The following is a 22826-nucleotide window of genomic DNA, read 5'->3' on the forward strand; positions in this document are numbered from 1 at the left end:
CGTTCTATTTACAATCCATTTACAATATCCGCATAATTAAATGGCAATACATAATGGATTATGGAGGTTGACTCATCGATGGAATTGAACTGGCAGGAAATGCTGTTCCAGTTTTTAGGCGGACTAGGAATATTTTTATTTGCTATCAAATACATGGGGGACGGATTGCAAAAAGCCGCCGGCGATCGGTTACGCGCTATTCTCGATCGTTTTACGACCAACCCGTTCATGGGTGTTTTGGTTGGAATCATCGTCACCGTCCTGATCCAATCCAGTTCAGGGACGACTGTAATCACAGTCGGATTGGTCAGCGCAGGTTTCATGAAGCTGCGGCAAGCGATCGGTGTCATCATGGGGGCCAATATTGGGACAACCGTCACGGCATTCATCATCGGTTTAGATGTCGGAGCCTATGCGTTGCCGATTATGGCCTTTGGGGCATTCCTCATCTTCTTTGTCAAGAAAAGTTCGATCAAGAACTTGGGGGAAGTCATCTTTGGATTCGGGGGACTTTTCCTTGGTTTGGAATTGATGAGTGGCGGCATGAAGCCGTTGCGTTCCCTGGAAGCATTTTCAGATTTGACTGTTTCCATGAGCGACCATCCGTTGCTTGGGGTAGTCGTTGGGACTGTCTTCACTGTAATCGTCCAAAGCTCCAGCGCAACGGTCGGTATTTTACAGGGACTTTATTCAGAAAACCTAGTCAACCTTCAGGCGGCACTGCCGATATTGTTTGGTGACAATATCGGAACTACAATTACAGCAGTCCTGGCTTCTATTGGAGCATCCGTTGCAGCTAAGCGGGCAGCCGCCACGCATGTATTATTTAATGTGATTGGATCCGTGATATTCTTACTATTGTTGATTCCGTTTACTGCATATGTAGAGTGGATTTCAAATCTGATGTCACTGGAAAGTAAAATGCAGATCGCTTTTGCACATGGTTCCTTTAACGTAGCTAACACAATCATACAATTTCCCTTGATCGGAGCTTGGGCATTTCTCGTGACGAAACTGATTCCTGGAGAGGATGTCGTCATTGAATACAAACCGAAGCATTTGGATCGGCACTTTATCGACCAATCGCCATCCGTTGCGATTGGACAAGCGAAAGAAGAGATCATCCGGATGGGTGAATTCGGCGTCCAAGGCCTCCAAGAGTCCTTCGAGTATCTGAAGACAGGAAATAAAAAACATGCCGAAATCGCGTATCAGATAGAAGATGCCATCAATAATCTGGATCGGAAGATTACGGATTATTTGATTGAAATCTCGTCGGTCAGCATTTCGCCTTTGGAGTCGAGCCGTCATATGATGCTCATGGATACGGTGCGGGATATTGAGCGGATCGGGGACCATTTTGAAAACATCGTTGAATTGATCGACTTCCGTGATGTGAACCGGGTAAAATTGACGCCGGATGCCATGGAAGACTTGACCGAAATGTTCACATTGACGATTGAGACAGTGTCCAAGGCGGTCGAATCCTTAAATCTGAATGATATCGAATTGGCTCGCAATGTGGCAGAGCATGAAGACTTGATTGATAAGATGGAGCGGAAATTCAGGAAGAATCATATCGTCCGATTGAATGAAGGGGCTTGTTCCGCCCAGGCCGGCATGGTGTTTGTCGATATCGTCTCGAATTTGGAGCGAATCGGGGACCATGCAGTTAATATTGCGGAAGCGATTCTAGGCAACCGTGCCTAACGGGAAGGGAGGGGTCGGAAAGTGGAGATTATCGCGTGGATTGCAGCAGGACTATCATTTGCAATAGCATTTGCAGGATTGGTGTATCCTGTCATCCCATCCGCCCTCTTCATCATGGGAGGATTCCTCTTTTATGGTTGGATCGATTCGTTTGAAGGGATGAACGTCCTTTTCTGGATCATCCAGATATTATTCCTTGTCTTGTTGTTCGGTGCGGATACATTGTCCAATCTGGTCGGAGTAAAAAAGTTCGGCGGATCCAAAGCAGGCATGTGGGGGAGCACGATCGGCCTATTGGTCGGACCCTTCCTCATCCCTGTCGCCGGAATCCTGGTCGGGCCGTTCCTTGGAGCAGTCATTGCGGAACTGGTCGTTTCCCGTTCAGGATGGAAGCAATCATTCAAGACGGGAATCGGATCGCTCGTCGGATTCCTGACCTCCGTTGTGACAAAAGGGGCCATCATGGTATTGATGATTGTCCTTTTCATTGTTTTTATTCGATAAAAATCGAGATAGTCCATTTTATTTGAACGTTTTTTGCAATTTTGATAAGGTTGAATACGTAGCAAACTTATTGATATTTTCAAGGAGGAATGGACGAATGGCTTACACTTTACCAGAATTGCCATACGCATACGATGCGCTAGAACCCCACATTGACAAAGAAACGATGAACATCCACCACACGAAACACCACAACACGTACATCACAAACTTGAACAATGCACTTGAAGGAAACGACGAATTGCTAAGCAAATCGATCGAAGACCTTATTTCAAACTTGGATGCAGTTCCGGAAGAGAAACGTACGGCTGTCCGCAACAACGGTGGTGGCCATGCGAACCATACATTCTTCTGGCAAATCCTTTCTCCAAACGGCGGAGGAAATCCATCCGGCGCATTGGCGGAAGCAATCGATAAGAAATTTGGAAGCTTCGATGCGTTCAAAGAGGAGTTCGCGAAAGCGGGCGCAACTCGTTTCGGTTCCGGTTGGGCGTGGCTCGTTCTGAACAATGGAGAACTTGAAGTGATGTCCACTGCAAACCAAGACTCCCCATTGATGGAAGGCAAAACGCCGCTGCTCGGGCTTGACGTTTGGGAGCATGCTTACTACCTAAACTATCAAAACCGTCGCCCTGATTACATTTCAGCGTTCTGGAACGTAGTCAATTGGGACGAAGTGGCAAAACGTTACGGTAAATAAACTTTATTTGCAACCAAGCACACATCTATATCGTCTATAGATGTGTGCTTTTTTTGTTTCTAATGATATAATGCAGGGTGGTAGAAACGCCTTTGATAGAAACGTAATTTCGGATATGGATACATAGGAAAGGGGGAGCAGGATGAAAAAACAGATCCGAAAAGCAGATCAAGCTAAAATAAGGCAACGTAAACATATTGCATTCCGGATGAATTTCCTGTTCTTTTCCATCTTTGTCCTTTTTTCATTGCTCATATTCCGGCTCGGTTATTTGCAAATCGTCAAAGGGGAAGATTACAGAACGGAGCTTGAAAAGAAAGAGGAGATTCCGGTCAATACGAGCGTTCCCCGGGGCCGATTGTTCGATCGCACCGGAAGGATCATGGTCGACAATGATCCGAAAAATGCCATCACCTATACGAAAATGTCTACGACAACTGCGAAAGAGATGTTGGATATTGCCCGGAAGCTCGCCGACTTGATTGAGCAGGATACGAAGCGGGTCACTTTGGGGGACAAGAAAGACTTTTGGATTTTATTGAACAGCGAAGAGGCGGCTGAAAAGGTTTCGAAAAAAGAAATTGCAAAAATCAAAGAAGATAAGACGTTGACCGAGAGGGAAGTCCAACGACAGATCACTCAGATGACACGGGACAGGGTGACCGATGAGGAACTGGCCACATTGACGGACGCCGACATGGAAGTGCTGGCCATCTATCGTGAAATGACGACAGGCTACGCGTTCTCCCCGCAAATCATCAAGAATAAAGATGTTACAGAAAGGGAATTCGCTGCAGTCTCTGAACGTTTGGACGACCTACCGGGCGTTAATACGACGACTGACTGGGATCGGGTCAAGATGTCGAGCAATGCGATACTCGGCTCCACGACCAGTCCGACCGAAGGGATTCCGAGAACCCACCTCGACTATTATTTGGCGAGGGATTATTCCCGCAACGACCGGGTTGGCCGCAGTTATTTCGAACAGTATTATGAGGATCTGCTGAAAGGGCAGAAGACGATTGTGAAAAATGTCAAGGATCGGACAGGGCGCGTTGTGGAGACGAAAACCATTAAAGAAGGGGAGCCCGGTAAAGATCTGATGCTTACCATCGACAGCGAATTGCAGCTCGAAGTGGAAAATATGGTATCCGAAGAGTTATTGCAATTAAAGAAACGATCGGATACCCGCCTGTTGGACCGTGCATTCGTCGTCATGATGAATCCGAACACCGGGGAGGTCCTCGCGTTAGTCGGAAAGCAGGTAGTGAGAGACAAAGAGACGGGGAAATATGAAATACGGGACTATACGTTCGGTACATTCAGCACTGCCTATGAAGCGGGATCCACTATCAAAATGGCGACTTTGATGACTGGATACCAATACGGTGCAGCTCGCGTCGGCGAAGTGAAGGTCGATGAACCGATCCTATTAAGGGGCGGAGGAAGAAAATCGTCGGTTTTCAACCGTTCAGGCCGTATAGCAATGACTGACGTCGAAGCGATCGGCCGTTCGTCAAACGTCTACATGTTCAAAATCGCGATGGGTCTCGGGAATTATTCCTATGTGCCGAACGGCGGCTTGAAAATCGACTTTGCGGCATTTGATAAATTTCGGAACAGCTACGCCTCTTTTGGGTTGGGCGTGAAGACTGGCATCGACCTGCCGGGAGAAGTGACTGGGATTTCAGTCGAGCCGAATCGTTCGGAGCCCGGTAAACTATTGGACTTCGCTATCGGACAGTTCGATACGTACACCCCGTTGCAACTTGCCCAATACGTTTCGACCATCGCAAACGACGGCTATCGGGTCGCCCCGAAAGTGTTGAAAGCCGTCTACGAACCTTCTCCAGACGGACAGACATTCGGACCGCTCCTGCAAGAGATGGAACCGGTCGTACTCAACCGGATTGCAAACAGCGATGAAGAGATCGCCAGAGTGAAGCAAGGGATGTATTATACGTATTACGGTCCTAGGGGGACAGCAAGAGGCCTATTTGATGGTGCAGGATTCGATGCAGGAGGGAAGACGGGAACTGCACAATCCGGTTATTACGAAGGAGAAGACCGCAGTCTTTGGGGAACACAGACGATCTCGGTTGCCCACGTCGGCTTCGCTCCTTTTGAAAAACCTGAAATCGCCTATGCCATCCTTGTCCCGCACGTATCCACCTATACTAGTGGTGGATACGCCTATCCGAATAATGCCTTGGCTAAAGCAGCCGTCAATAAATATTTCGAGTTGAAGGAAAAACGGCTGCAAGAAGATGAATCGGAAGTTTCCGTAACGATCAAACCGGCATACGAGAAAGATCTTGCTAAATAATAAAACAACACCCGAACGGCTCTACCGGCCGCCGGGTGTTGTTTTCATTTTGCTGAAGTGATTGTCCTGGCAATGGTTTTGTAATCCATAGTCGAATCGAGTTCGTGCTCTCCGATCTGGATTTTGCCGGCCAATTTTTGTGAAACCAAGTACGTTTCAAATTCACTTCCATCCTCCACAATACCAAGCCGCTCTAAAGCCGCAGACACGGTTGTTGAATTGGAACCGGGTTGTATTGCCAAGACAGTTTTGACGGCTGACTGGGCTGGATCCTCAGCGTCTGGAGTGGCTGGTTGCTCTTTCTGGGGCGGCTCCGCCTGTTCGCGTTTCGGTTCTTGTTCAGTCGGCTGGGAAGGGAGGTGATCCGTCGAAGAAGAGGTTTGAATCATTGCCAAAGCCTCTTTCGCCCGTGCTAGTTCCTCTTCCGTCTTTTCCAATTTTGTTTGTAAGCCCATCAAATCTGGATCGGACGGGGTTTCCACTTGTCCTGTAAAATAAAGGACGCCCCCCGCAACGAGACAGCTGATTCCGATCGTGCGCAATAATTCTTTCATCATTTCAGCATCCCCCGAGAACTGAGGACATGGACGACATCTTCGTTGGTAAGAGAGGAACGTTTGGCAATCTCGCCGATCGTATAACCTTGCGCGTGCAGCGAAAGAATTTGATTGACGATGATTTCATGAATCGGTTTCGGTGCCGTTTTTTTCACTTGCGGGGAATTCATTGGCGAGGTGGAACTTCCCCCGATCCCGATCATCAATTCCTCCTCCACGGTTTTCAACCTTTTCTTCAAATGATTCGTCTCTTGGTGCAGACTAATTGAAATTTTCTCCAATTCATCGGCGTAACGTCCATTCGACCCCTTGACGAAGAAAGAAGCGATGACCAGGATAAGTCCTATGATGAGTAATATGATTGGGATGTCCATCGAGCGATCAATCCTCCAAAAAAATATACCTTTTCCCCATAGTACCATATGCCTTCCCGTTAGGAAATTTCAAATTTCCCACTAGACATCTTGAGATGATATGGTACAATTATAAAGTCGTATAAATCATGCTCATATTACTTTTACTATTCCTGATGAGTGGGAGGGATAACAATGCGCGTAAACATTACACTTGCTTGCACAGAATGCGGCGAGCGCAACTATATTTCAAAGAAAAACAAGCGTAACAATCCGGAACGTCTTGAAATGAAAAAATATTGCTCACGTGACAAAAAACAAACTTTGCACCGTGAAACGAAATAATCGCCATGGCCAAAACCTTCACGGGTTTTGGTTTTTTCATTTCAAACTGGGGGTATAGTAATGAGTAAAAACTTTCTCCGTAACCAGATGTTGGAATTATTGAGAAGGATGGAGCGTTCCACCCATCAACATTTCTCAGAGGCAATCACTGACAGTGTGTTAGGTTCTGAGGAATTCAGGAATGCCGACATTATCGGTATCACTGTTTCGAGATTTCCGGAGGTAAACACGATTCCGTTGATCCAGGCTTCGTGGGAAGCTGGAAAGAAGATTGCAGTACCGAAATGCATACGCTCTACAAGGGAAATGGATTTCCGGCTTCTCGCTTCTTTGAATGACTTGGAGACAGTCTACATGGACCTGAAGGAACCGATTGTGGATCGGACGGTGCCGATTGGAAAAGGGGACATTGACTTGCAGATCGTGCCCGGTGTCCTGTATTCACCGGCTGGGTATCGGATCGGCTTCGGTGGCGGTTATTATGATCGGTATTTGTCCGATTATGATGGCGAGATGATTTCGCTTGCATTCAAGTGCCAGACGGGGCACAATATTCCTTTGGAAGAACATGATATTCCAGTACCGAAGATTTTCACTGAAGAGGAAGTCATCATTTGCCGAAAGGGAATTCACTGATGGCAAATCTTCTAAAAGTGGTCGGTCTTTTAAAGCGCTTCGGAATTTATATATATACAGGTGACAGAAAAGCGGATTTGGAAATGATGCAATCGGAAGTGAAGGATTTGTATGATTCCGGGTTAGTGCCCAAGGAAGAATATCTAGAGGCGACTCTAGTTCTGCGGGAGGAATTAACCAAGTGGAAATCCAAGGATTCGTAGGTCTTTTCTCGCTATATCATTAGATAATGAAACTTTCCGGCTTTCCATCCGTCTAATAGATAGCGGGTGTTGGAGTGATCCAGGTTATATATGACATCTATCGTACAGAAAAATTTGAAAGGGAGATAAGGAATGAGAAAATTATCTTGGCCAAAACACTCCGTTCTCGCCATAGCGATCATCGCCACATGGCTTACCACTTATTTTGGCTATTTGACCAGTTTTAACATGAAAATCGATAATTTGATGCAGGAATTCATTCTTTTTATGAATCCCCTCAGTTTTCTATTATTCATCTATGGATTATCTTTATTCATTAAGAAGACAAAAACTCGCAACCGATATATATTGGCTATCAGTTTGATCACTTCCATCGTCATGTTCAGCAATGCGGTATTCTATCGATTCTTCAATGATTTCATCACATTGCCGGTATTGATGCAAACAAGCAATTTCGGGGATCTATCCTCGTCGGTGACAGCCAATATCCAAATGACGGATATTTTCTTTTTCACGGACTTTTTTATTGTCCTGCTAGCTATGAAATATATTCCGGAGCAGTCTCATGCCGTCCGCACTGGGAATATCGGGCGTAAACTCTATTTTGTCGCCACTGCTGCCATCATGATGGTCAATTTGGGGCTAGCCGAGACGGAAAGACCTCAATTGCTCACTCGGAGCTTCGACAGGGAGTTGCTCGTGAAAAACATCGGGACGTATAACTATCATATTTATGATCTGTTCGTCCAGTCGAAGTCCCATGCCCAACGTGCACTTGCTGACGGAAGTGAGCTTGCGGAGGTTGGGAACTATATTTCCGCGAACTATGCTGAACCAGACCCGGACATGTATGGAGTCGCTAAAGGTCGGAACGTAATCCTTGTCTCTTTGGAGTCCCTGCAAAATTTTGTCATCAATAATGAAATGGACGGTCATGTCATCACACCGTTCTTGAATGAGTTGACGAAGGATCCGGACACGTTTTATTTTGATAATTTCTATCATCAAACAGGTTTAGGGAAAACTTCGGATTCAGAATTCATTTTGGAAAACTCCCTCTATGGCCGAAACGGCGGTGCGGTATTCTTCACAAACAGCGGAAATACGTACCAAGCGCTATCTGAGCGACTTTCGGAGAATGGGTATTTCACCAATGTAATGCACGCAAACAACCGAAGCTTCTGGAACCGGGACATTATGTACCATGCCCTAGGAATCCAGAAATATTACGATGTAGAAAGTTATGAAATCGAAGAAGGCCAAGCGGTCAACTGGGGAATGAAAGACATCCCATACTTTGATCAATCGGTTGAGCTGATGAAAGAGATGCCGCAGCCGTTCGCTTCGAGAATGATCACATTGACGAACCATCACCCGTTTGATCTTGATGAGGAAGATATGCTGATCCCGGCATATACGTCCAATTCCAATACATTGAACAAATACTTCCAGACGGTCCGTTACATGGATGAAGCTGTCAAAGTGTTTTTTGAGAAATTGAAGGAAAGCGGCCTGTATGAAAACTCCATCATTGTCATGTATGGTGACCATTACGGCATTTCCGAAAATCATAATAAAGCAATGGGTATGTATTTGGATAAAGAAATCACGCCATATGACAATGCGGTCTTGCAGAAAGTGCCTCTTTTCATCCATATTCCAGGCTATGGGAAAGGCGAAGTGAAGAGCGAACTTTCAGGTCAACTCGACCTAAGACCGACCATCCTTCACTTACTCGGTATCGATACGAAAAAAGATATGCAAATGGGAGAGGACTTGTTCTCACCAGACAATGAAGAGTTCGTCATCTTCCGGGATGGACGATTTGTGACAGACAAGTATGTCTATACCCAGGAAGTCTGCTACGATGCAGAGACGGGAGAAGAGATTGATCCTGCTCCATGCGAACCGTATGTAGAGCGGGCAACCAATGAACTCGGCTACTCGGATATGATTATCAATGGAGACTTGCTCCGCTTTAAAGAGGAAGGAAACAAGTCTTACATCACTTCGGGTGAAAAGAAGGAAGAATAAAAGAATTCTGCACGGAAACTTCTCCGTGCAGTCTTTTTTAAACGAATTAATAGGTAATTTATTGAAAAGGAGGTAGCGGATTTGAAAAAGCGGTTGCTTGCTTTAAGCATAGCAACAACCTTATTGCTGGCAGGATGCAAAGGCGAACCCGTTGAACAGATGAAGGAAAGTCCGGTCGTAACAGAACCGCCTGAGCAGCAAGTAGAAGAAGTGAAGCGGGAGCTGCATCATTTAGATGCGGATCTGGCATCCTTTCATTTCGTTGCCGATTGGCTATCCGATAAAGAAGTCGTTTTTGTTGAAAAAAAGGAAGGCCTCTACGAAGTCAAACGTTTCAATATGATAACCGGCGCCATTGACACGATCTACGAGGATCCCTCGATCATCATTGATGTATTGATCCATCCTTCTAAAGATTTTCTTCTTATACATACGAGCGATAATCCTCTTTCTGCCACAGTGAAAATCCTTTCCATGGAAGGCTCAGTGGAAGATGAAGTTGTTGTCGAATCATCCGAGCTTGGCATCGAATGGAATGATTCAGATCCATCCCGAATTTTGTTGACGGCCTTTCACGAAGATTGGTCCTTTGATCTGTTTCTATATGACGGCCACGAGGACTATTTAGAGTTGGTCGACCTGGAAGATCCCTTTCCAAAATGGTTTGGCAAGGATTTGATCGCATCCGGCCATATCGAAGACCACGCCTTGGATGGGGGAACCATCGAGATTTATGATCCGGCAACGGGGAATCAGCGTGATTTGGAGCTAGCAGACATCGTGTATTTCGATACGTATCGGGACAATCTTCTTGCGGTTCAGGTGGATGAAAAAGAAGAAGCGATATATACGTGGATGGAGACTGATGGAACGATCCGGCACCAATGGAAAATGCCTGCCGTTAGCAATTATTCGGAGTGGGTGATTCCCGAGATGGCATGGGTATCGGACGATGAGATGTTTATGACGTCTCCTGAGATAGGCGGTCTGATCGATGAAATGCAATCACCTATGCAACTGATCCAAATGAAAGGAACACAGCAAAAGGTAGTTGCGGATGAAGTGGAAGCCGTGAAACCGCGTTGTTCCCCCTCTGGGAATAGATGCCTGACGGGCTTTACATCTGAAACGTTAATCCATACTGAAACGGGAGAGAAAGAAACTTGGCTTTCCTTTCCGGAGAATTAAAAAACATCCTTCATGCCGAAGCATAAAGGATGTTTTTTAATTTGATTCCGCAAAGTTAGCATTCGATTCAGCTCCAGCTGAATGATGTTAAGCCTCCGGCGGATGTCTTAATGCAATGAAGGTGGATACCCTTGGAAGATGATTGTTGCAAGCGTAAATCCTCCGATGACGACTGCAGTCCCGAGATTGAAAAGAATACTCAAAACATTACGTTCTTTGATAGCTTGAACTGTTCCGACTACTGCCAGGATTGCAATCAGTCCAAAGATGACCATTAATAAGTTCATGGGTAGACACTCCTTTCACAGCGAAGCCACTATAGCAATATTCCTCTTCTATTGTACTGGTAAGCCCGCCCTTTGTCGAGGCCAATTAATGACGAAAATTTGAAATCCATCTCGCCATTCAGTAGTATGGATTTCAGGAGGGGTGAATATGTTGAAAATCCATACATATCCGCTAGGGCCAATTCAAACGAATTGTTATATCATTGAAGAGCCGGGCAGCCAATGTCTGATTGTCGATCCCGGAGAAGAAGCGGAACGCATTATCCAGACAATCAAAGGGGCGGGACTGAAGCCGATCGCCATACTGCTGACCCATGCGCATTTCGACCATATCGGGGCAGTGGACGCTGTACGGGATCATTTTGGTATCCCAGTCCATATCCATCCAGCTGAGCAGGAATGGCTCTCTAACCCTGATTTAAACGGTTCCTCCCGCTATCCGGGATTGCCGGTCGTGCGCAATCGGGAAGCGGAGCATCTATTGGCGGAAGGCGAGCTGGAACTCGGTCCATTCGCGATAGACGTCCGTCATACACCGGGGCACTCACCGGGCAGTGTATCCTTCATTTTCGAAGATGCAGGATTTGCAGTGGTTGGCGATACGCTGTTCAGGCAAAGCGTCGGCAGGACCGACTTGCCAGGAGGAGATACGGCGACTCTGCTCGCTTCCATTCACGACAAACTATTGACGTTGGATGACGATTGCATTATTTATCCGGGGCACGGTCCGGCAACGACACCTGATTACGAAAAAGATGCCAACCCGTTCCTTAACGGATTCTGAATTAAAAAAGGAAACAAAAAAACAGCCGACAGGGGCTGTTTTTTTGTATGTACGTTTTAGTGGGCGCCTTGTACGTGTATAAACGTCGCATAGTAGCTGAACCCTACCATGAAAATCATCAGGTATGCGCCAAACATGTACATATACATACGCTCTGTAAGATTCAAGAATCCGAGCAATAGGAAGAAAAGTGTACTCGCTACGAAAATAACCGAAGCTGTCATCATATCGCCGATAAAAAACATAACAGCGAAAATGCCTGTCCAGAAGCCTAGTAGCTTGAACATGTTATCCATATGTCCTGTCCCTCCTTAAAAAAACATTACAATAAGCTCCATCTCATTATAATGGATAACGATCAGAGATGTAAACTGCAATCATGTACACATTGTGACAAACCGATGGATGCTTGTCTGAAAAAAGACCAAAATCCCATTTTCAGCATATGAAAAGTGGCAGACTATGAATAAATACGGATATAAGTCGCCGAAATGACGTCAAAATGGGAATTTGACCATTTTTTATTGAGCAAAATACGACTTTGACGGAAAGCATTCCAATCGGCTGGAAAATATCGTATGCTTTTGTTGGAACGAAAAGCAGTCTTTCGTCATTCCAGAAAGAGAGGTGTCCGATATCAGTAATGGACATGTGATTGACCGAAAGTGTTTCCAGTTGCTCGAAAAGGCGATCGCCTATGAGGCGACTGATATCCACCTCACGCCTATCCGGGAAGGATACCAAGTCTACTTTAAAAAGTTTGCGAAACTGGATCAGACAGGTATTATCCCGCAGCAATTGGCGGGGCGGATGATTTCGTTTTATAAGTTCCTTTCCTCACTTGATATAAGCGATAGACGCAAACCCCAAAGCGGCTCATTCCATAAACAGATCCAAGGTGAAAATTTTTCTTTCCGAGTTTCGACCATCCCCTCTATCCACATGAAAGAAAGTGTCGTCATCCGTTTGCAGAAACACGACCGAATCGTCCCCATCGACAGGCTTTGTCTCGAGCAGAAGTGGGCTGGACAATTGACCGATGCTGTTTCCCAACAGCAGGGGTTGTTTCTAATGACTGGGCCGACCGGCTGCGGAAAGACGACGACGATCTACTCATTGACAGCCCATTGTGCAAACCATCTCAACCGACACGTCATCACGTTGGAAGACCCTGTTGAAAACAACCATTCCCATCTACTTCAAGTTCAAGTGAATGAACAATCCGGCATGACCTATTCGACCGGCTTAAAAGCCATCCTTCGCCACTCGCCCGATGTCATCATGATCGGGGAAATCCGGGACGCCGAAACAGCGAAAATTGCTGTCGAAGCCGCATTGACCGGACATCTTGTATTAACGACAGTCCATTCCAAAGATCCCATCGGCTGTTTTTACCGCATGCTGGACTTTGGAATTACGGCAGAAGAACTTCGGCAGACGATTATTTGCATCTCGGCACAGCGGCTGATCCAGACGGCCGATGGAAAGCAAAGCGCCATTTTTGAAATTGTGAGCGGCTCCGAACTGGATGCCATGGCAGACGCAATCATGCGGGGAGACCGTGTCCATTTGCCTTCTGATCTGAAACTGGATTCTCTTGCGAAGAAATATAGCATGTCGGAGAGCGTTCTCCATGAATAAATATTTGGAAAGGCTCTGGCGCAGGAAAGAGGAAGATCTGCAGGACAAGCCTTCCTTTCTGAAAAGGTTGTCGATCCTACTGGAAGAAGGCTATACATTCCATGATTCGGTACGGCTATTGTTGCCGCATCATATCCAAAACTATACCGTCGTTCTGCAGCGGGTTGAGGAAGATTTGTCTGCAGGCCTAGGCGTCACGCATATCCTGCGGCGGCTTGGCTTCACAGCTGCGAGTCTGCTCCCGGTCGCCATCGCTGAAATCGATGGACAGCTGGGGCGGGCCTTATTGGAAATGGCCAATCGATTGAAAAGCACGGAAGAGAAGCAAAAGAGGTTGAAAGGGTTGCTGCTTTATCCTTCCGTGCTGTTCTTATTTATTGCAGCATTGTTGCTAGCGTTCCGGTATCTTTTCCTGCCGAATATGGAAGCACTTGCAATCGCGAGACAAAGCGACGGGAGTTCGATTGTATCGTTATTGCCTGTCATCGTTTCGAGGATTCCTGATGCGATTTTGTTATTCGCCCTAGTTCTCTTAGTTACGATTGTTAGTACGGCCTTTTTTTATAGACGGCTTCCGGTGGACCGAAAAATTCGTTGGATGATTGCCATCCCCATTGGAGGTGCCTTTTTCATTAACTTGAAAACGAGGGACTTTTCCAGTGAGATGGGGAGTCTATTGCAATCCGGCCTTTCCTTGCAAAACGCGCTTGGGGTTTTGATTGAACAAGAATTGGATGTCGTGCTCGCCGAAATCGCAAGGAGGGTGAGAGAACAGGTCATTTATGGTGAACCGTTCCATTCCGCGATTGAACTGTCGGATGGACTGGCCAAACAGTTGGGGAGCTTTGCCAAGCACGGGGCGGACAGCGGCCATTTGGCGAAGGAGTTACTCATCTACAGTGATCATCTGAACGATGTGATGGAACGTAAGCTATCCCGTGCCCTGTCGTTGCTGCAACCCGTCCTGTTCAGCGGAATTGCCATTTGCATCTTAGCAGCCTATCTCGCGATATTATTACCGGTCTATGGCATGTTGGATCATTTATAGAAGGAGAGATTATATTGAAATTTAACCGAAATGAGCGAGGGTTCACCTTGATAGAAATGATGATCGTCTTGTTAATTATTTCCGTATTGATTTTAGTTGCCATTCCGAACGTGACGAAGCATTCGAAGTCGATCGATGATAAGGGGTGCCAGGCGTATGTGAAGATGGTGCAAGGGCAGGTGGAGGCATATAAGATGGAAAATAAACAGATTCCAAGTTCAGTGGCGGAATTATCAGATGCTGACTATCTTCCGGAAGGAGCAAGTTGTCCGGATGGCAGGGAATTGGTCATAGACGGTGACGGAAAAGTGGAAGTGACAGGCAATGCTGGAGAAGCGTCAGGGACGTAATGAGTACGGATTTACCTTTCTTGAAATGCTGCTGGTCCTCTCCGTCATGACCATTTTGACAATAATCATCTTGCCGATTGGCGACAAGTGGATCAATGAGAAGACCGAGAGAGAAGCGATGCAGGCTTTCATAGCAGCCATCTATGACATGCAGGCCTATTCGATTGCACACAATGCGTACACAAGAATGGCGATCCGGAATGGAGGAAGGGAGTATATTACATTTGTTTCTTCAGAGGAAATCGCAAGAGGCTCTTTTCCAGAAGGGATGCATTACGCAAGCAGTACCGGGTTTAGGATCGAGTTCCAAGGAGACGGGAATATCGTGAATTCTGGCACTGCCACATTGGTCGGAAAAAGCGGCCATTTTGAGATCCGGTTCCAATTTTTACGGGGGAGAGTGGTCGTATATGAATGAGAAAGGATACTCTTGGCCGGAAGCAATCCTCACATTAACGATTGTTATCGTTGTCTTTGGAACGCTTTTGCCGTTCGGCGTCCATATGAGTTTGACTCTTCATGACAAGAGGAGGGCGATGTACGCAATGGAAACGGCTTATAAAGGGGCAATCCTTTACCAGGCAATCGGGCAGCCGGCCGGAACCATCTATATAGACGATGTCCTGTATGAATGGGAAGTGTCGGGGGAAACCGTCTGTGTTTCCTACCCGATTGCAGACGGGACAGAAACAAGATGCGCCGGTTGAGGAACAGGGTGAATGAGCAAGGGTACACCTTCCTGGAAAGCATCTTTCACTTGCTGATTACAATTGCATTCCTACAGCTTTTCTTACTGTTTTTTGTTTGGAAAGCTCCCATTGAACGGCAGTTTTCCGATCATTCGGCGACAGAATGGGAACTGTTCGCGATTGATCTTCAGCGATTGCTGACAAATGTTAGTACCCTTGAAATCCCGGATGTAAACAGGATCAGCTTCCGGATCGACCGACATACGTATCATGTCAGCCAATCGGGAAATGTCATCCGATGGCAAAAAGCCGGGGAAGGGCATGTGCCCATCCTGACCAACGTCCGTTCCGTGAATTTTACATTTGACGGGTCAATGGTGACAGCCTACGTGACAATGCTGGATGGACGCATCAGAGAAAGGGGGTTTGCTGTTGGGCTTTATCCGGAATGAACGCGGAGCCATGTTGGCAGCAGCCATTGTTTTACTATTTTTCGTCAGCCTCTTCCTTTTCACCCTCGTTTCATGGCATGATAGTCTAAACAGGACGTTCGACTCCGTTGAGACGTATTATAAAAATGAAACAGTGAAAACTATGCAGCAATAACGAGGTTTTTGCAATAGATGGGTGATGAAATGAAGAAAGTATATTTAATCGGCTACATGGGATGTGGTAAAAGTGCAATCGGTCGACGGTTAAGCTATGTCGTCAAGATGCCGTTTTATGATATGGACCAGGAAATCGTAAAAAAAATGGGGATGTCCATCGCCGAAATTTTTGAGACATATGGAGAGGAGCGGTTCCGTGAGATGGAAACCGAATTTCTTCAAACATTTCGGGATGAAAGTTGCATTATTGCGACAGGAGGAGGCGTGCCGGTTCGAAAAGTGAACCGGGATATCATGCGAAGCACAGGACTGGTCTTTTTCTTGAATGCCCCATTCCAAAACATATGGCAACGCATAGCCAAACCGAAAAAGCGGCCGATTGTGCAGCGGTCGACCCGCGCCGGTCTGGAAAGCCTGTATGAAGAACGGAAGCCAGCTTATTTGGCTGCGGCCCATTTCAAAGTGGAAACAAAGAATCGGACATTGCGAGAAATTACGGATTATATCTCCTTTCAGATTTACCGATTAAAATGGGATGCCAAACCGAAGGAAACCGCTGGGAAAAAATGAAGCAACAGATTTGAAATAGCATGAAATATAGATTAATTGCCGGAACCCGAAAGAAAACATTTTTTTAACTTGTATTGTTCGTGAATAAAGCGAACTCTTAAAAACAATTGCGCTTTCTCATTCGTAATGTTAAGATATATGGCGATAGGACATTTCGTGTCCAGACATAATCGAATACTGCGAATGATTGTATGTGGAGAGTACGCGGAAGCGTCGCCGAAGGAGCAAGTAACAGAGGTTGCGAATCTCTCAGGCAAAAAGACTCATACATGACGCGTCTCTGGAGAGCGCCGGATGAGCCGGCCACCAACGAGGAAAGCCGCAAGGTCAATCTTTCAGGTAACAGGACAGAGGTTCTCAATTAGGGAACCTCTGTCTTTTTTTATCATTTTTTAGGGGGAATGCGGTGTGGCAGAAGGATTAAAACGGACTGCTCTTTTTGACAGTTATGCAGAGTATGGCGGCAAGACAATTGATTTTGGCGGCTGGGAGCTGCCTGTCCAATTTTCGGGCATCAAAGCGGAACATGAGGCTGTTCGGACGAAAGCCGGGCTTTTCGATGTTTCCCATATGGGGGAAGTCATCGTAAGCGGGGACGGGGCTCTGTCCTATTTACAGAAACTTGTGACGAATGATGTATCCAAGTTGAAAACAGGCCAAGCGCAATACACTATGATGTGTTATGACGACGGTGGTACGATTGATGATCTTCTCATTTACAAGCGTGGCGAAAATGATTACTTCCTCGTCGTGAATGCTTCTAACATCGAAAAAGATGTGGATTGGCTGAAACAGCATGCGACCGATGATGTGACGGTCGATGACCAGTCCGCTTCCTTTGCCTTATTGGCGCTGCAAGGGCCCGCTGCTCAAACGGTGCTTCAAAAGTTGACGGATGAACCATTGGAAGAGATCAAATTCTTCCGGTTCAAAGACAATGTTGACGTGGGTGGGCATTCGGTCATGATATCGCGGACCGGGTATACGGGGGAGGATGGATTTGAAATTTATGGTTCCCCTGATGCGATCGTAGCCCTGTGGCCGGCGATTTTGGAAGCCGGAGCGAATGAAGGTATCGTTCCAGCTGGTTTAGGAGCACGGGACACTTTACGTTTTGAAGCCGGCTTGCCATTATACGGGCAGGAGTTGTCAAAAGACATCTCCCCGTTGGAAGCGGGGCTCGGCTTTGTCGTCAAAACGAATAAGGAGGCAGACTTCATTGGGAAATCTGCACTCGTCCAACAAAAAGAACATGGTGTATCGCGGAAACTGGTCGGAATAGAAATGATCGATAAAGGGATTCCGCGCACGGGGTATAAAGTGTTTTTGGACGATGAAGAAATCGGTGAAGTAACAACGGGCACTCAATCGCCGACATTGAAAAAGAATATCGGCTTCGCTTTATTGAAAAGCGAACATACTGCCGAAGGGACCGAAGTGTTTGTCGAAATTCGGAATAAGCGCCTCAGAGCAGTTATTATTGCAACACCATTCTATAAACGATAATTGAAAAGGGGATAGAAGGGCATGAAGCATCGTTATCTTCCAATGACGGAAACGGATCGCGAAGAAATGTTGAAAGCGATCGGCATCTCATCAGTAGATGAACTTTTTGAGGATATTCCTGAGAAAGTTCGATTTAAAGGAGAATATAACATCAAACCGGCCAAGTCCGAATCGGCATTGACCAAGGAGCTTGCGGCACTGGCCTCCCAAAACGCAAATTCAAGCACGCATGTCTCCTTCCTTGGAGCGGGCGTCTATGATCATTACAAACCAATCATCGTCGACCACGTCATTTCCCGTTCGGAATTTTATACGGCATACACTCCGTATCAACCGGAAATTTCCCAAGGGGAATTGCAAGCGATTTTTGAATTCCAAACGATGATCTGTGAACTGACAGGCATGGATCTTGCCAACTCCTCCATGTACGATGGCGGGACTTCGTTGGCGGAAGCAGGTACGCTGGCGGCTGGTCACACGAAACGCAAAAAATTACTCGTTTCCGAAACGGTTCATCCGGAAGCCCGCGATGTCGTCACGACCTATGCACAAGGCCAATCCATCGACGTTGTTCTTGTTCCACAAAAAGATGGCGTCACGGATATCGACCGACTGGCGACTTTGGTGGATGAAGAAACGGCAGCGGTGCTTGTCCAATATCCAAACTTCTTCGGTCAAATCGAAGACCTTCAAAAAATAGGCGACCTGACACATGAAAAAGGCGGTCTCTTCGTCGTATCGGCCAACCCGCTTGCGCTCGGCGTCCTCACGCCGCCAGGGAAACTCGGAGCCGATATTACGGTCGGAGATGCCCAGCCATTCGGGATATCCGAACAATTCGGCGGTCCGCATTGCGGATATTTTGCGGTAACTAAAAAATTGATGCGGAAAGTCCCGGGTCGGCTTGTCGGTGAAACGACGGATGACGAAGGGCGCCGCGGGTATGTATTGACTTTACAAGCCCGTGAACAGCATATCCGCCGTGATAAAGCGACATCCAATATCTGTTCCAACCAAGCGTTAAATGCTTTGGCAGCTTCGGTTGCGATGACTGCACTTGGCAAAGTGGGTGTACAACAGATCGCTTATCAAAATATCGCCAAGACCCGGTATGCCAAGAAAGCATTTGAAAAAGCTGGTTTTGCAGTTAAATTTGGAAATGCCCATTTCAACGAGATTGTCGTCGATTGTAAAAAGGCTGTGAAGGAAGTAAACGCTCGTCTATTGGATAAAGGGATGATCGGCGGTTACGATCTCGGCTTAACGTATCCTGAATTCGCCAATCATGCGTTGATCGCTGTCACGGAACAGCGGACAAAAGAAGAAATCGATGCACTTGTGCAGGAAATGGAGGCCCTTCATGCATAAAGAGAATCAGCCACTAATTTTTGAACTAACGAAAGAAGGCCGCATTGGCTACAGCCTTCCTGATTTGGACGTACCGGAAGTGAACTTGACGGATCTGATGCCGACTGATTTTATCCGGGAAGAGGCAGCGGAGCTTCCGGAAGTGTCCGAACTGGATATCATGCGTCATTACACAGCCCTTTCCAACCGGAACCACGGGGTCGACACAGGGTTTTATCCACTCGGTTCCTGTACGATGAAATACAATCCGAAAATCAATGAAGCAGTGGCACGGTATGCTGGCTTTGCCAACATCCATCCATTGCAGGATGAATCGACCGTGCAAGGTGCTTTAGAAGTAATGTACGATTTACAAGAACACCTTTCCGAAATTACAGGAATGGATGAAGTGACCCTGCAACCGGCAGCCGGCGCACATGGCGAATGGACGGCTCTTATGATGATCCGCGCCTTCCATGAAGCGAACGGTGATTTCCACCGAACCAAAGTAATCGTGCCGGATTCCGCACACGGAACGAACCCGGCATCCGCAACAGTTGCGGGCTTTGAAACCGTAACGGTGAAATCAAATGAATTTGGTCTGGTCGATATCGAAGATCTGAAAACGAAAGTCGGCGACGATACAGCGGCATTGATGCTGACGAATCCAAATACGCTCGGTTTGTTCGAAGAGGAAATCCTTGAGATGGCTTCCATCGTCCACGGGGTCGGGGGCAAGTTGTATTATGACGGGGCCAACCTGAACGCCGTCATGGCCAAAGTCCGCCCTGGCGATATGGGCTTTGATGCGGTTCATTTGAATCTGCATAAAACGTTCACGGGCCCTCACGGCGGCGGCGGTCCAGGTTCAGGTCCTGTCGGAGTGAGTAAAGAATTGGCTCCATTTTTACCGAAACCGGTCCTTGTCAAAGAAGGCGATACCATTTCATTTAACTATGATGTACCACAATCCATCGGCCGTGTGAAGCCGTTTTATGGAAACTTTGGCATCTACCTTCGTGCCTATACGTACATTCGCTCCATGGGGCCGGATGGATTGAAAGCCGTCACGGAATACGCCGTTTTGAATGCCAACTATATGATGCGCCGGTTGGAGCCGTATTTTGAACTGCCGTATAAACAGCATTGCAAGCATGAGTTTGTTCTCTCGGGAAGCCGTCAGAAAAAATTAGGCGTCCGAACACTGGATATGGCGAAACGACTGCTTGATTTCGGTTATCATCCACCGACCATCTACTTCCCGCTGAATGTGGAGGAAGGCATGATGATCGAGCCAACTGAAACCGAGTCGAAAGAAACGCTGGACGCGTTCATCGATGCGCTGATCCAAATTGCAAACGAAGTGGAAGAGAATCCTGAAATCGTCCAAGAAGCTCCTCATACCACGGTCGTTGGCCGTCTGGATGAAACGAAAGCAGCACGGCAGCCTGTGTTGCGGTATAGTGAAAAATCATAACACACAAACAGTTACTAAGGAAGCTACTACATTGTGAATAGTAGCTTCTTTTTTATGAAGAATTGTTCAATTTGATAGCTCTCACACAAAGATTCAACAGATTCAACAGAACTTGGAATCATTTATTTTCAGTATATTGATTTCTGTCATTTGATAGTGATAAATAGGATTAGACTAATTCTGAGAAGGGTACTAATTTTCTGTTTTGTTCATTGATAGGATGTTAGGAAGAACGAAGAATATGGTAAGATCGATTAGTATTTTAAAATTTTATACAATTGTTAGGAGTGGGTTAATTGGAAATGATTTCAGGGAAAAAAACGCCTTATATTTGCACCCCGTTAGTCGGAAAGGACCGAGAAGAAATTATGGAAGAATTGGAGGTTATTCTACCGAAAGAGCCAGATGTGTTAGAATGGCGAGTTGATTTTTACAATGAAATTGATCAACTGCAGTCTGTTCTCGCAACTGCTGAACAAATTGCATCGAAAAGCGATTTGCCTATATTATTCACAATTCGCTCTGAAAAAGAAGGCGGTCAACCAATCACTCTAACCGAGTCCCAAAAGGTGGAGTTACTCATTGAAGTTTGTAAAAATAAGTCTGTCGACTTTATCGATTTCGAAGTAGCCAATGATCCGGATCATATTAAACGAGTCAGAGAAGTTTCCAAGGAAAATAATGTAAAACTTGTTCTTTCTTATCATAATTTCGATTTCACTCCAGATAGCGCAGACATTTTAAAACGTCTGTTTTTGGCGGAGTTTTACGGTGCCGACGTGGCAAAAGCGGCTGTTATGCCGAAAAACAAAGATGATGTCTTACGCCTGCTACACCTGACGAGCGAAGCTGACAGAGCGATGACCATCCCACTAATTACGATGTCAATGGGAGGAATGGGAGGATTAAGCCGGATTATGGGTTGGATTTATGGTTCCGTTTTAACATTTGCCGTCGGTGTCCAAAGTTCAGCTCCTGGTCAAATTCCTATCGATCTGCTCAAACAATTAATTATAAATTCCCAAGAGTCTTTGCCTGATTGGGTTTAATATTTTATAGAAAAGCTTGTTTCTCCGTAAAGAAATAAGCTTTTCTATTTGACGAAAATGAATTCTCAGATTATACTAAATAAAAGTGGGCTAACCAGTGGTCCGTTTTTCTGTTTATTATTTACAAAGTAGTATTAGGTGCACATATTTTTCCTATTAATTGAAATAGTACAATCGGAGGTGAGAGATTGAAGGAGAAAATGTTTGTAGAACTGCAACATACTAGAGTCTATGAAAAAATAGTTGATCAAATTAGAGAGTTAATTGAGAATGGTACATTAAAACCAAATGATCGACTCCCAAGTGAGCGTGACTTGGCGCAACAATTAGGATGTAGCCGTACATCGTTGCGAGAAGCGTGCCGGGTCTTAGAGTCGGAAGGATTGATTGTTTCAAAGGCGGGCGGCGGTCGTTTTGTCCAGCAAGTAGATCAGCGGTTTACCCTGACATATCAAGTGAATCCAGTAGACCTATTGGAACGGACAGCTGTTATTCACTTTCTAGAAGCGCGTGAAGCTTTAGAGCCGAAAATTGTAGAGCTTGCCTGCGATAGAGCAACAGAAGAAGATATTGTGAAAATTGAAAGAGCACTCCTATCAATGAAGGAAAAGCTGAAATATCCAGAGGAGAAAGTAGAGGCGGATAGCAATTTCCATTTGGCATTGGCGGAAGCAACACATAATTTCGTTTTTGAGTCTATGATGGAGATGAACATGCACTTATACCGACAAGTTCGAAAACAGACATTGAAATCTACAGATCGATACACGGAATCATTGCAAGAACATAAAGAAATAATAGATGCGATAAAAGCAGGCGATAAAAAACGAGCCATTCAAGCAATGCGGATTCATTTGCATCATTTAAAAGATAGTGTGCTTGGCTTAATTAATAAGGAAGAATAATGGAGGACA

General features: G+C 46.0%; 27 protein-coding genes and 1 riboswitch. Of the genes, 23 read left to right on the top strand and 4 right to left on the bottom strand.

Annotation, left to right across the window (positions count from 1 at the left end; all coding sequences use genetic code 11):
- The first annotated feature begins 78 nt into the window (after nucleotides 1–78).
- From MKY41_RS02645 to MKY41_RS02660, 4 genes are all read left to right on the top strand, one after another.
- Nucleotides 79–1710, top strand: a complete 1632-nt coding sequence (locus MKY41_RS02645; protein ID WP_340743572.1) for a Na/Pi cotransporter family protein — start codon at nucleotides 79–81, stop codon at nucleotides 1708–1710.
- A 21-nt stretch (nucleotides 1711–1731) separates the two neighbouring features.
- A complete protein-coding gene (locus tag MKY41_RS02650) occupies nucleotides 1732–2214 on the top strand; it encodes a DUF456 domain-containing protein (protein WP_340743573.1) in 483 nt (160 codons plus the stop codon).
- A 97-nt stretch (nucleotides 2215–2311) separates the two neighbouring features.
- On the top strand, nucleotides 2312–2914 hold the full coding sequence (locus MKY41_RS02655; protein WP_340743574.1) for a superoxide dismutase: 603 nt from the start codon (nucleotides 2312–2314) through the stop codon (nucleotides 2912–2914).
- 142 nt (nucleotides 2915–3056) lie between these two features.
- On the top strand, nucleotides 3057–5240 hold the full coding sequence (locus MKY41_RS02660; RefSeq protein WP_340743575.1) for a peptidoglycan D,D-transpeptidase FtsI family protein: 2184 nt from the start codon (nucleotides 3057–3059) through the stop codon (nucleotides 5238–5240).
- A gap of 44 nt (nucleotides 5241–5284) precedes the next feature.
- Here MKY41_RS02660 and MKY41_RS02665 read toward each other — a convergent pair whose 3' ends face one another.
- Nucleotides 5285–5797: a hypothetical protein gene (locus MKY41_RS02665; RefSeq protein ID WP_340743576.1), complete on the bottom strand. Its 513-nt coding sequence runs from the start codon at nucleotides 5795–5797 to the stop codon at nucleotides 5285–5287.
- On the bottom strand, nucleotides 5794–6171 hold the full coding sequence (locus tag MKY41_RS02670) for a hypothetical protein (RefSeq protein ID WP_340743577.1): 378 nt from the start codon (nucleotides 6169–6171) through the stop codon (nucleotides 5794–5796). Before MKY41_RS02670 ends, MKY41_RS02665 begins: the two co-directional genes overlap by 4 nt.
- Before the next feature lie 174 nt (nucleotides 6172–6345).
- Here MKY41_RS02670 and rpmG point away from each other — a divergent pair, with 174 nt between their 5' ends.
- The 5 genes from rpmG to MKY41_RS02695 all read left to right on the top strand — a co-directional run bounded on the left by rpmG (nucleotide 6346) and on the right by MKY41_RS02695 (nucleotide 10556).
- The gene (gene rpmG, locus MKY41_RS02675; RefSeq protein ID WP_041075181.1) at nucleotides 6346–6495 is read left to right on the top strand and encodes a 50S ribosomal protein L33; all 150 of its coding nucleotides are present in this window, start codon (nucleotides 6346–6348) and stop codon (nucleotides 6493–6495) included.
- A 60-nt stretch (nucleotides 6496–6555) separates the two neighbouring features.
- The gene (locus tag MKY41_RS02680; RefSeq protein WP_340743578.1) at nucleotides 6556–7131 is read left to right on the top strand and encodes a 5-formyltetrahydrofolate cyclo-ligase; all 576 of its coding nucleotides are present in this window, start codon (nucleotides 6556–6558) and stop codon (nucleotides 7129–7131) included.
- Nucleotides 7131–7334, top strand: a complete 204-nt coding sequence (locus MKY41_RS02685; protein WP_340743579.1) for a YqgQ family protein — start codon at nucleotides 7131–7133, stop codon at nucleotides 7332–7334. Before MKY41_RS02680 ends, MKY41_RS02685 begins: the two co-directional genes overlap by 1 nt.
- Nucleotides 7335–7466: 132 nt before the next feature.
- A complete protein-coding gene (locus MKY41_RS02690) occupies nucleotides 7467–9368 on the top strand; it encodes an LTA synthase family protein (protein ID WP_340743580.1) in 1902 nt (633 codons plus the stop codon).
- An 81-nt stretch (nucleotides 9369–9449) separates the two neighbouring features.
- A complete protein-coding gene (locus MKY41_RS02695) occupies nucleotides 9450–10556 on the top strand; it encodes a YqgU-like beta propeller domain-containing protein (protein WP_340743581.1) in 1107 nt (368 codons plus the stop codon).
- A 107-nt stretch (nucleotides 10557–10663) separates the two neighbouring features.
- Here MKY41_RS02695 and MKY41_RS02700 read toward each other — a convergent pair whose 3' ends face one another.
- Entirely contained in the window at nucleotides 10664–10843 is a 180-nt protein-coding gene (locus MKY41_RS02700) for a DUF2759 domain-containing protein (RefSeq protein ID WP_340743582.1), read from the bottom strand.
- A gap of 148 nt (nucleotides 10844–10991) precedes the next feature.
- Here MKY41_RS02700 and MKY41_RS02705 point away from each other — a divergent pair, with 148 nt between their 5' ends.
- Nucleotides 10992–11627: an MBL fold metallo-hydrolase gene (locus tag MKY41_RS02705; protein ID WP_340743583.1), complete on the top strand. Its 636-nt coding sequence runs from the start codon at nucleotides 10992–10994 to the stop codon at nucleotides 11625–11627.
- A gap of 56 nt (nucleotides 11628–11683) precedes the next feature.
- Here MKY41_RS02705 and MKY41_RS02710 read toward each other — a convergent pair whose 3' ends face one another.
- Nucleotides 11684–11923 carry a DUF2626 family protein gene (locus MKY41_RS02710; RefSeq protein ID WP_340743584.1) on the bottom strand — a complete coding sequence of 80 codons (240 nt, stop codon included), beginning with the start codon at nucleotides 11921–11923 and terminating at the stop codon, nucleotides 11684–11686.
- 331 nt (nucleotides 11924–12254) lie between these two features.
- Between MKY41_RS02710 and comGA the strand changes: the two genes are divergently transcribed.
- From comGA to MKY41_RS02775, 13 genes are all read left to right on the top strand, one after another.
- Nucleotides 12255–13268: a competence type IV pilus ATPase ComGA gene (gene comGA, locus MKY41_RS02715; RefSeq protein WP_340743585.1), complete on the top strand. Its 1014-nt coding sequence runs from the start codon at nucleotides 12255–12257 to the stop codon at nucleotides 13266–13268.
- A complete protein-coding gene (gene comGB, locus MKY41_RS02720) occupies nucleotides 13261–14316 on the top strand; it encodes a competence type IV pilus assembly protein ComGB (protein ID WP_340743586.1) in 1056 nt (351 codons plus the stop codon). The genes comGA and comGB overlap by 8 nt, the downstream gene beginning before the upstream one ends.
- A 14-nt stretch (nucleotides 14317–14330) precedes the next feature.
- Nucleotides 14331–14666 carry a competence type IV pilus major pilin ComGC gene (gene comGC / locus MKY41_RS02725; RefSeq protein ID WP_340743587.1) on the top strand — a complete coding sequence of 112 codons (336 nt, stop codon included), beginning with the start codon at nucleotides 14331–14333 and terminating at the stop codon, nucleotides 14664–14666.
- Complete coding sequence (locus MKY41_RS02730; RefSeq protein WP_340743588.1) at nucleotides 14641–15084, top strand: prepilin-type N-terminal cleavage/methylation domain-containing protein; 444 nt, start codon at nucleotides 14641–14643, stop codon at nucleotides 15082–15084. The genes comGC and MKY41_RS02730 overlap by 26 nt, the downstream gene beginning before the upstream one ends.
- Complete coding sequence (locus MKY41_RS02735) at nucleotides 15077–15373, top strand: hypothetical protein (protein ID WP_340743589.1); 297 nt, start codon at nucleotides 15077–15079, stop codon at nucleotides 15371–15373. Before MKY41_RS02730 ends, MKY41_RS02735 begins: the two co-directional genes overlap by 8 nt.
- 8 nt (nucleotides 15374–15381) lie before the next feature.
- The gene (gene comGF / locus MKY41_RS02740) at nucleotides 15382–15807 is read left to right on the top strand and encodes a competence type IV pilus minor pilin ComGF (RefSeq protein WP_340743590.1); all 426 of its coding nucleotides are present in this window, start codon (nucleotides 15382–15384) and stop codon (nucleotides 15805–15807) included.
- Complete coding sequence (locus tag MKY41_RS02745; protein ID WP_158333719.1) at nucleotides 15788–15961, top strand: hypothetical protein; 174 nt, start codon at nucleotides 15788–15790, stop codon at nucleotides 15959–15961. The genes comGF and MKY41_RS02745 overlap by 20 nt, the downstream gene beginning before the upstream one ends.
- Before the next feature lie 29 nt (nucleotides 15962–15990).
- Nucleotides 15991–16533, top strand: a complete 543-nt coding sequence (locus MKY41_RS02750) for a shikimate kinase (protein ID WP_340743591.1) — start codon at nucleotides 15991–15993, stop codon at nucleotides 16531–16533.
- Between the two features lie 183 nt (nucleotides 16534–16716).
- Nucleotides 16717–16808: riboswitch (glycine riboswitch) on the top strand.
- Between the two features lie 133 nt (nucleotides 16809–16941).
- Nucleotides 16942–18039: a glycine cleavage system aminomethyltransferase GcvT gene (gene gcvT / locus MKY41_RS02755; protein WP_340743592.1), complete on the top strand. Its 1098-nt coding sequence runs from the start codon at nucleotides 16942–16944 to the stop codon at nucleotides 18037–18039.
- Between the two features lie 21 nt (nucleotides 18040–18060).
- Nucleotides 18061–19407: an aminomethyl-transferring glycine dehydrogenase subunit GcvPA gene (gene gcvPA, locus MKY41_RS02760; protein WP_340743593.1), complete on the top strand. Its 1347-nt coding sequence runs from the start codon at nucleotides 18061–18063 to the stop codon at nucleotides 19405–19407.
- Complete coding sequence (gene gcvPB / locus MKY41_RS02765) at nucleotides 19400–20863, top strand: aminomethyl-transferring glycine dehydrogenase subunit GcvPB (protein WP_340743594.1); 1464 nt, start codon at nucleotides 19400–19402, stop codon at nucleotides 20861–20863. The genes gcvPA and gcvPB overlap by 8 nt, the downstream gene beginning before the upstream one ends.
- 302 nt (nucleotides 20864–21165) lie before the next feature.
- Nucleotides 21166–21912 (top strand): type I 3-dehydroquinate dehydratase, encoded by a 747-nt coding sequence (gene aroD / locus MKY41_RS02770; protein WP_340745612.1) that lies wholly within the window; start codon nucleotides 21166–21168, stop codon nucleotides 21910–21912.
- A 188-nt stretch (nucleotides 21913–22100) separates the two neighbouring features.
- Complete coding sequence (locus tag MKY41_RS02775) at nucleotides 22101–22817, top strand: FadR/GntR family transcriptional regulator (protein ID WP_340743595.1); 717 nt, start codon at nucleotides 22101–22103, stop codon at nucleotides 22815–22817.
- The last annotated feature ends 9 nt before the right edge of the window (nucleotides 22818–22826 follow it).

The organism is Sporosarcina sp. FSL W7-1349 (assembly GCF_038003045.1).
Classification (GTDB): Bacteria; Bacillota; Bacilli; order Bacillales_A; family Planococcaceae; genus Sporosarcina.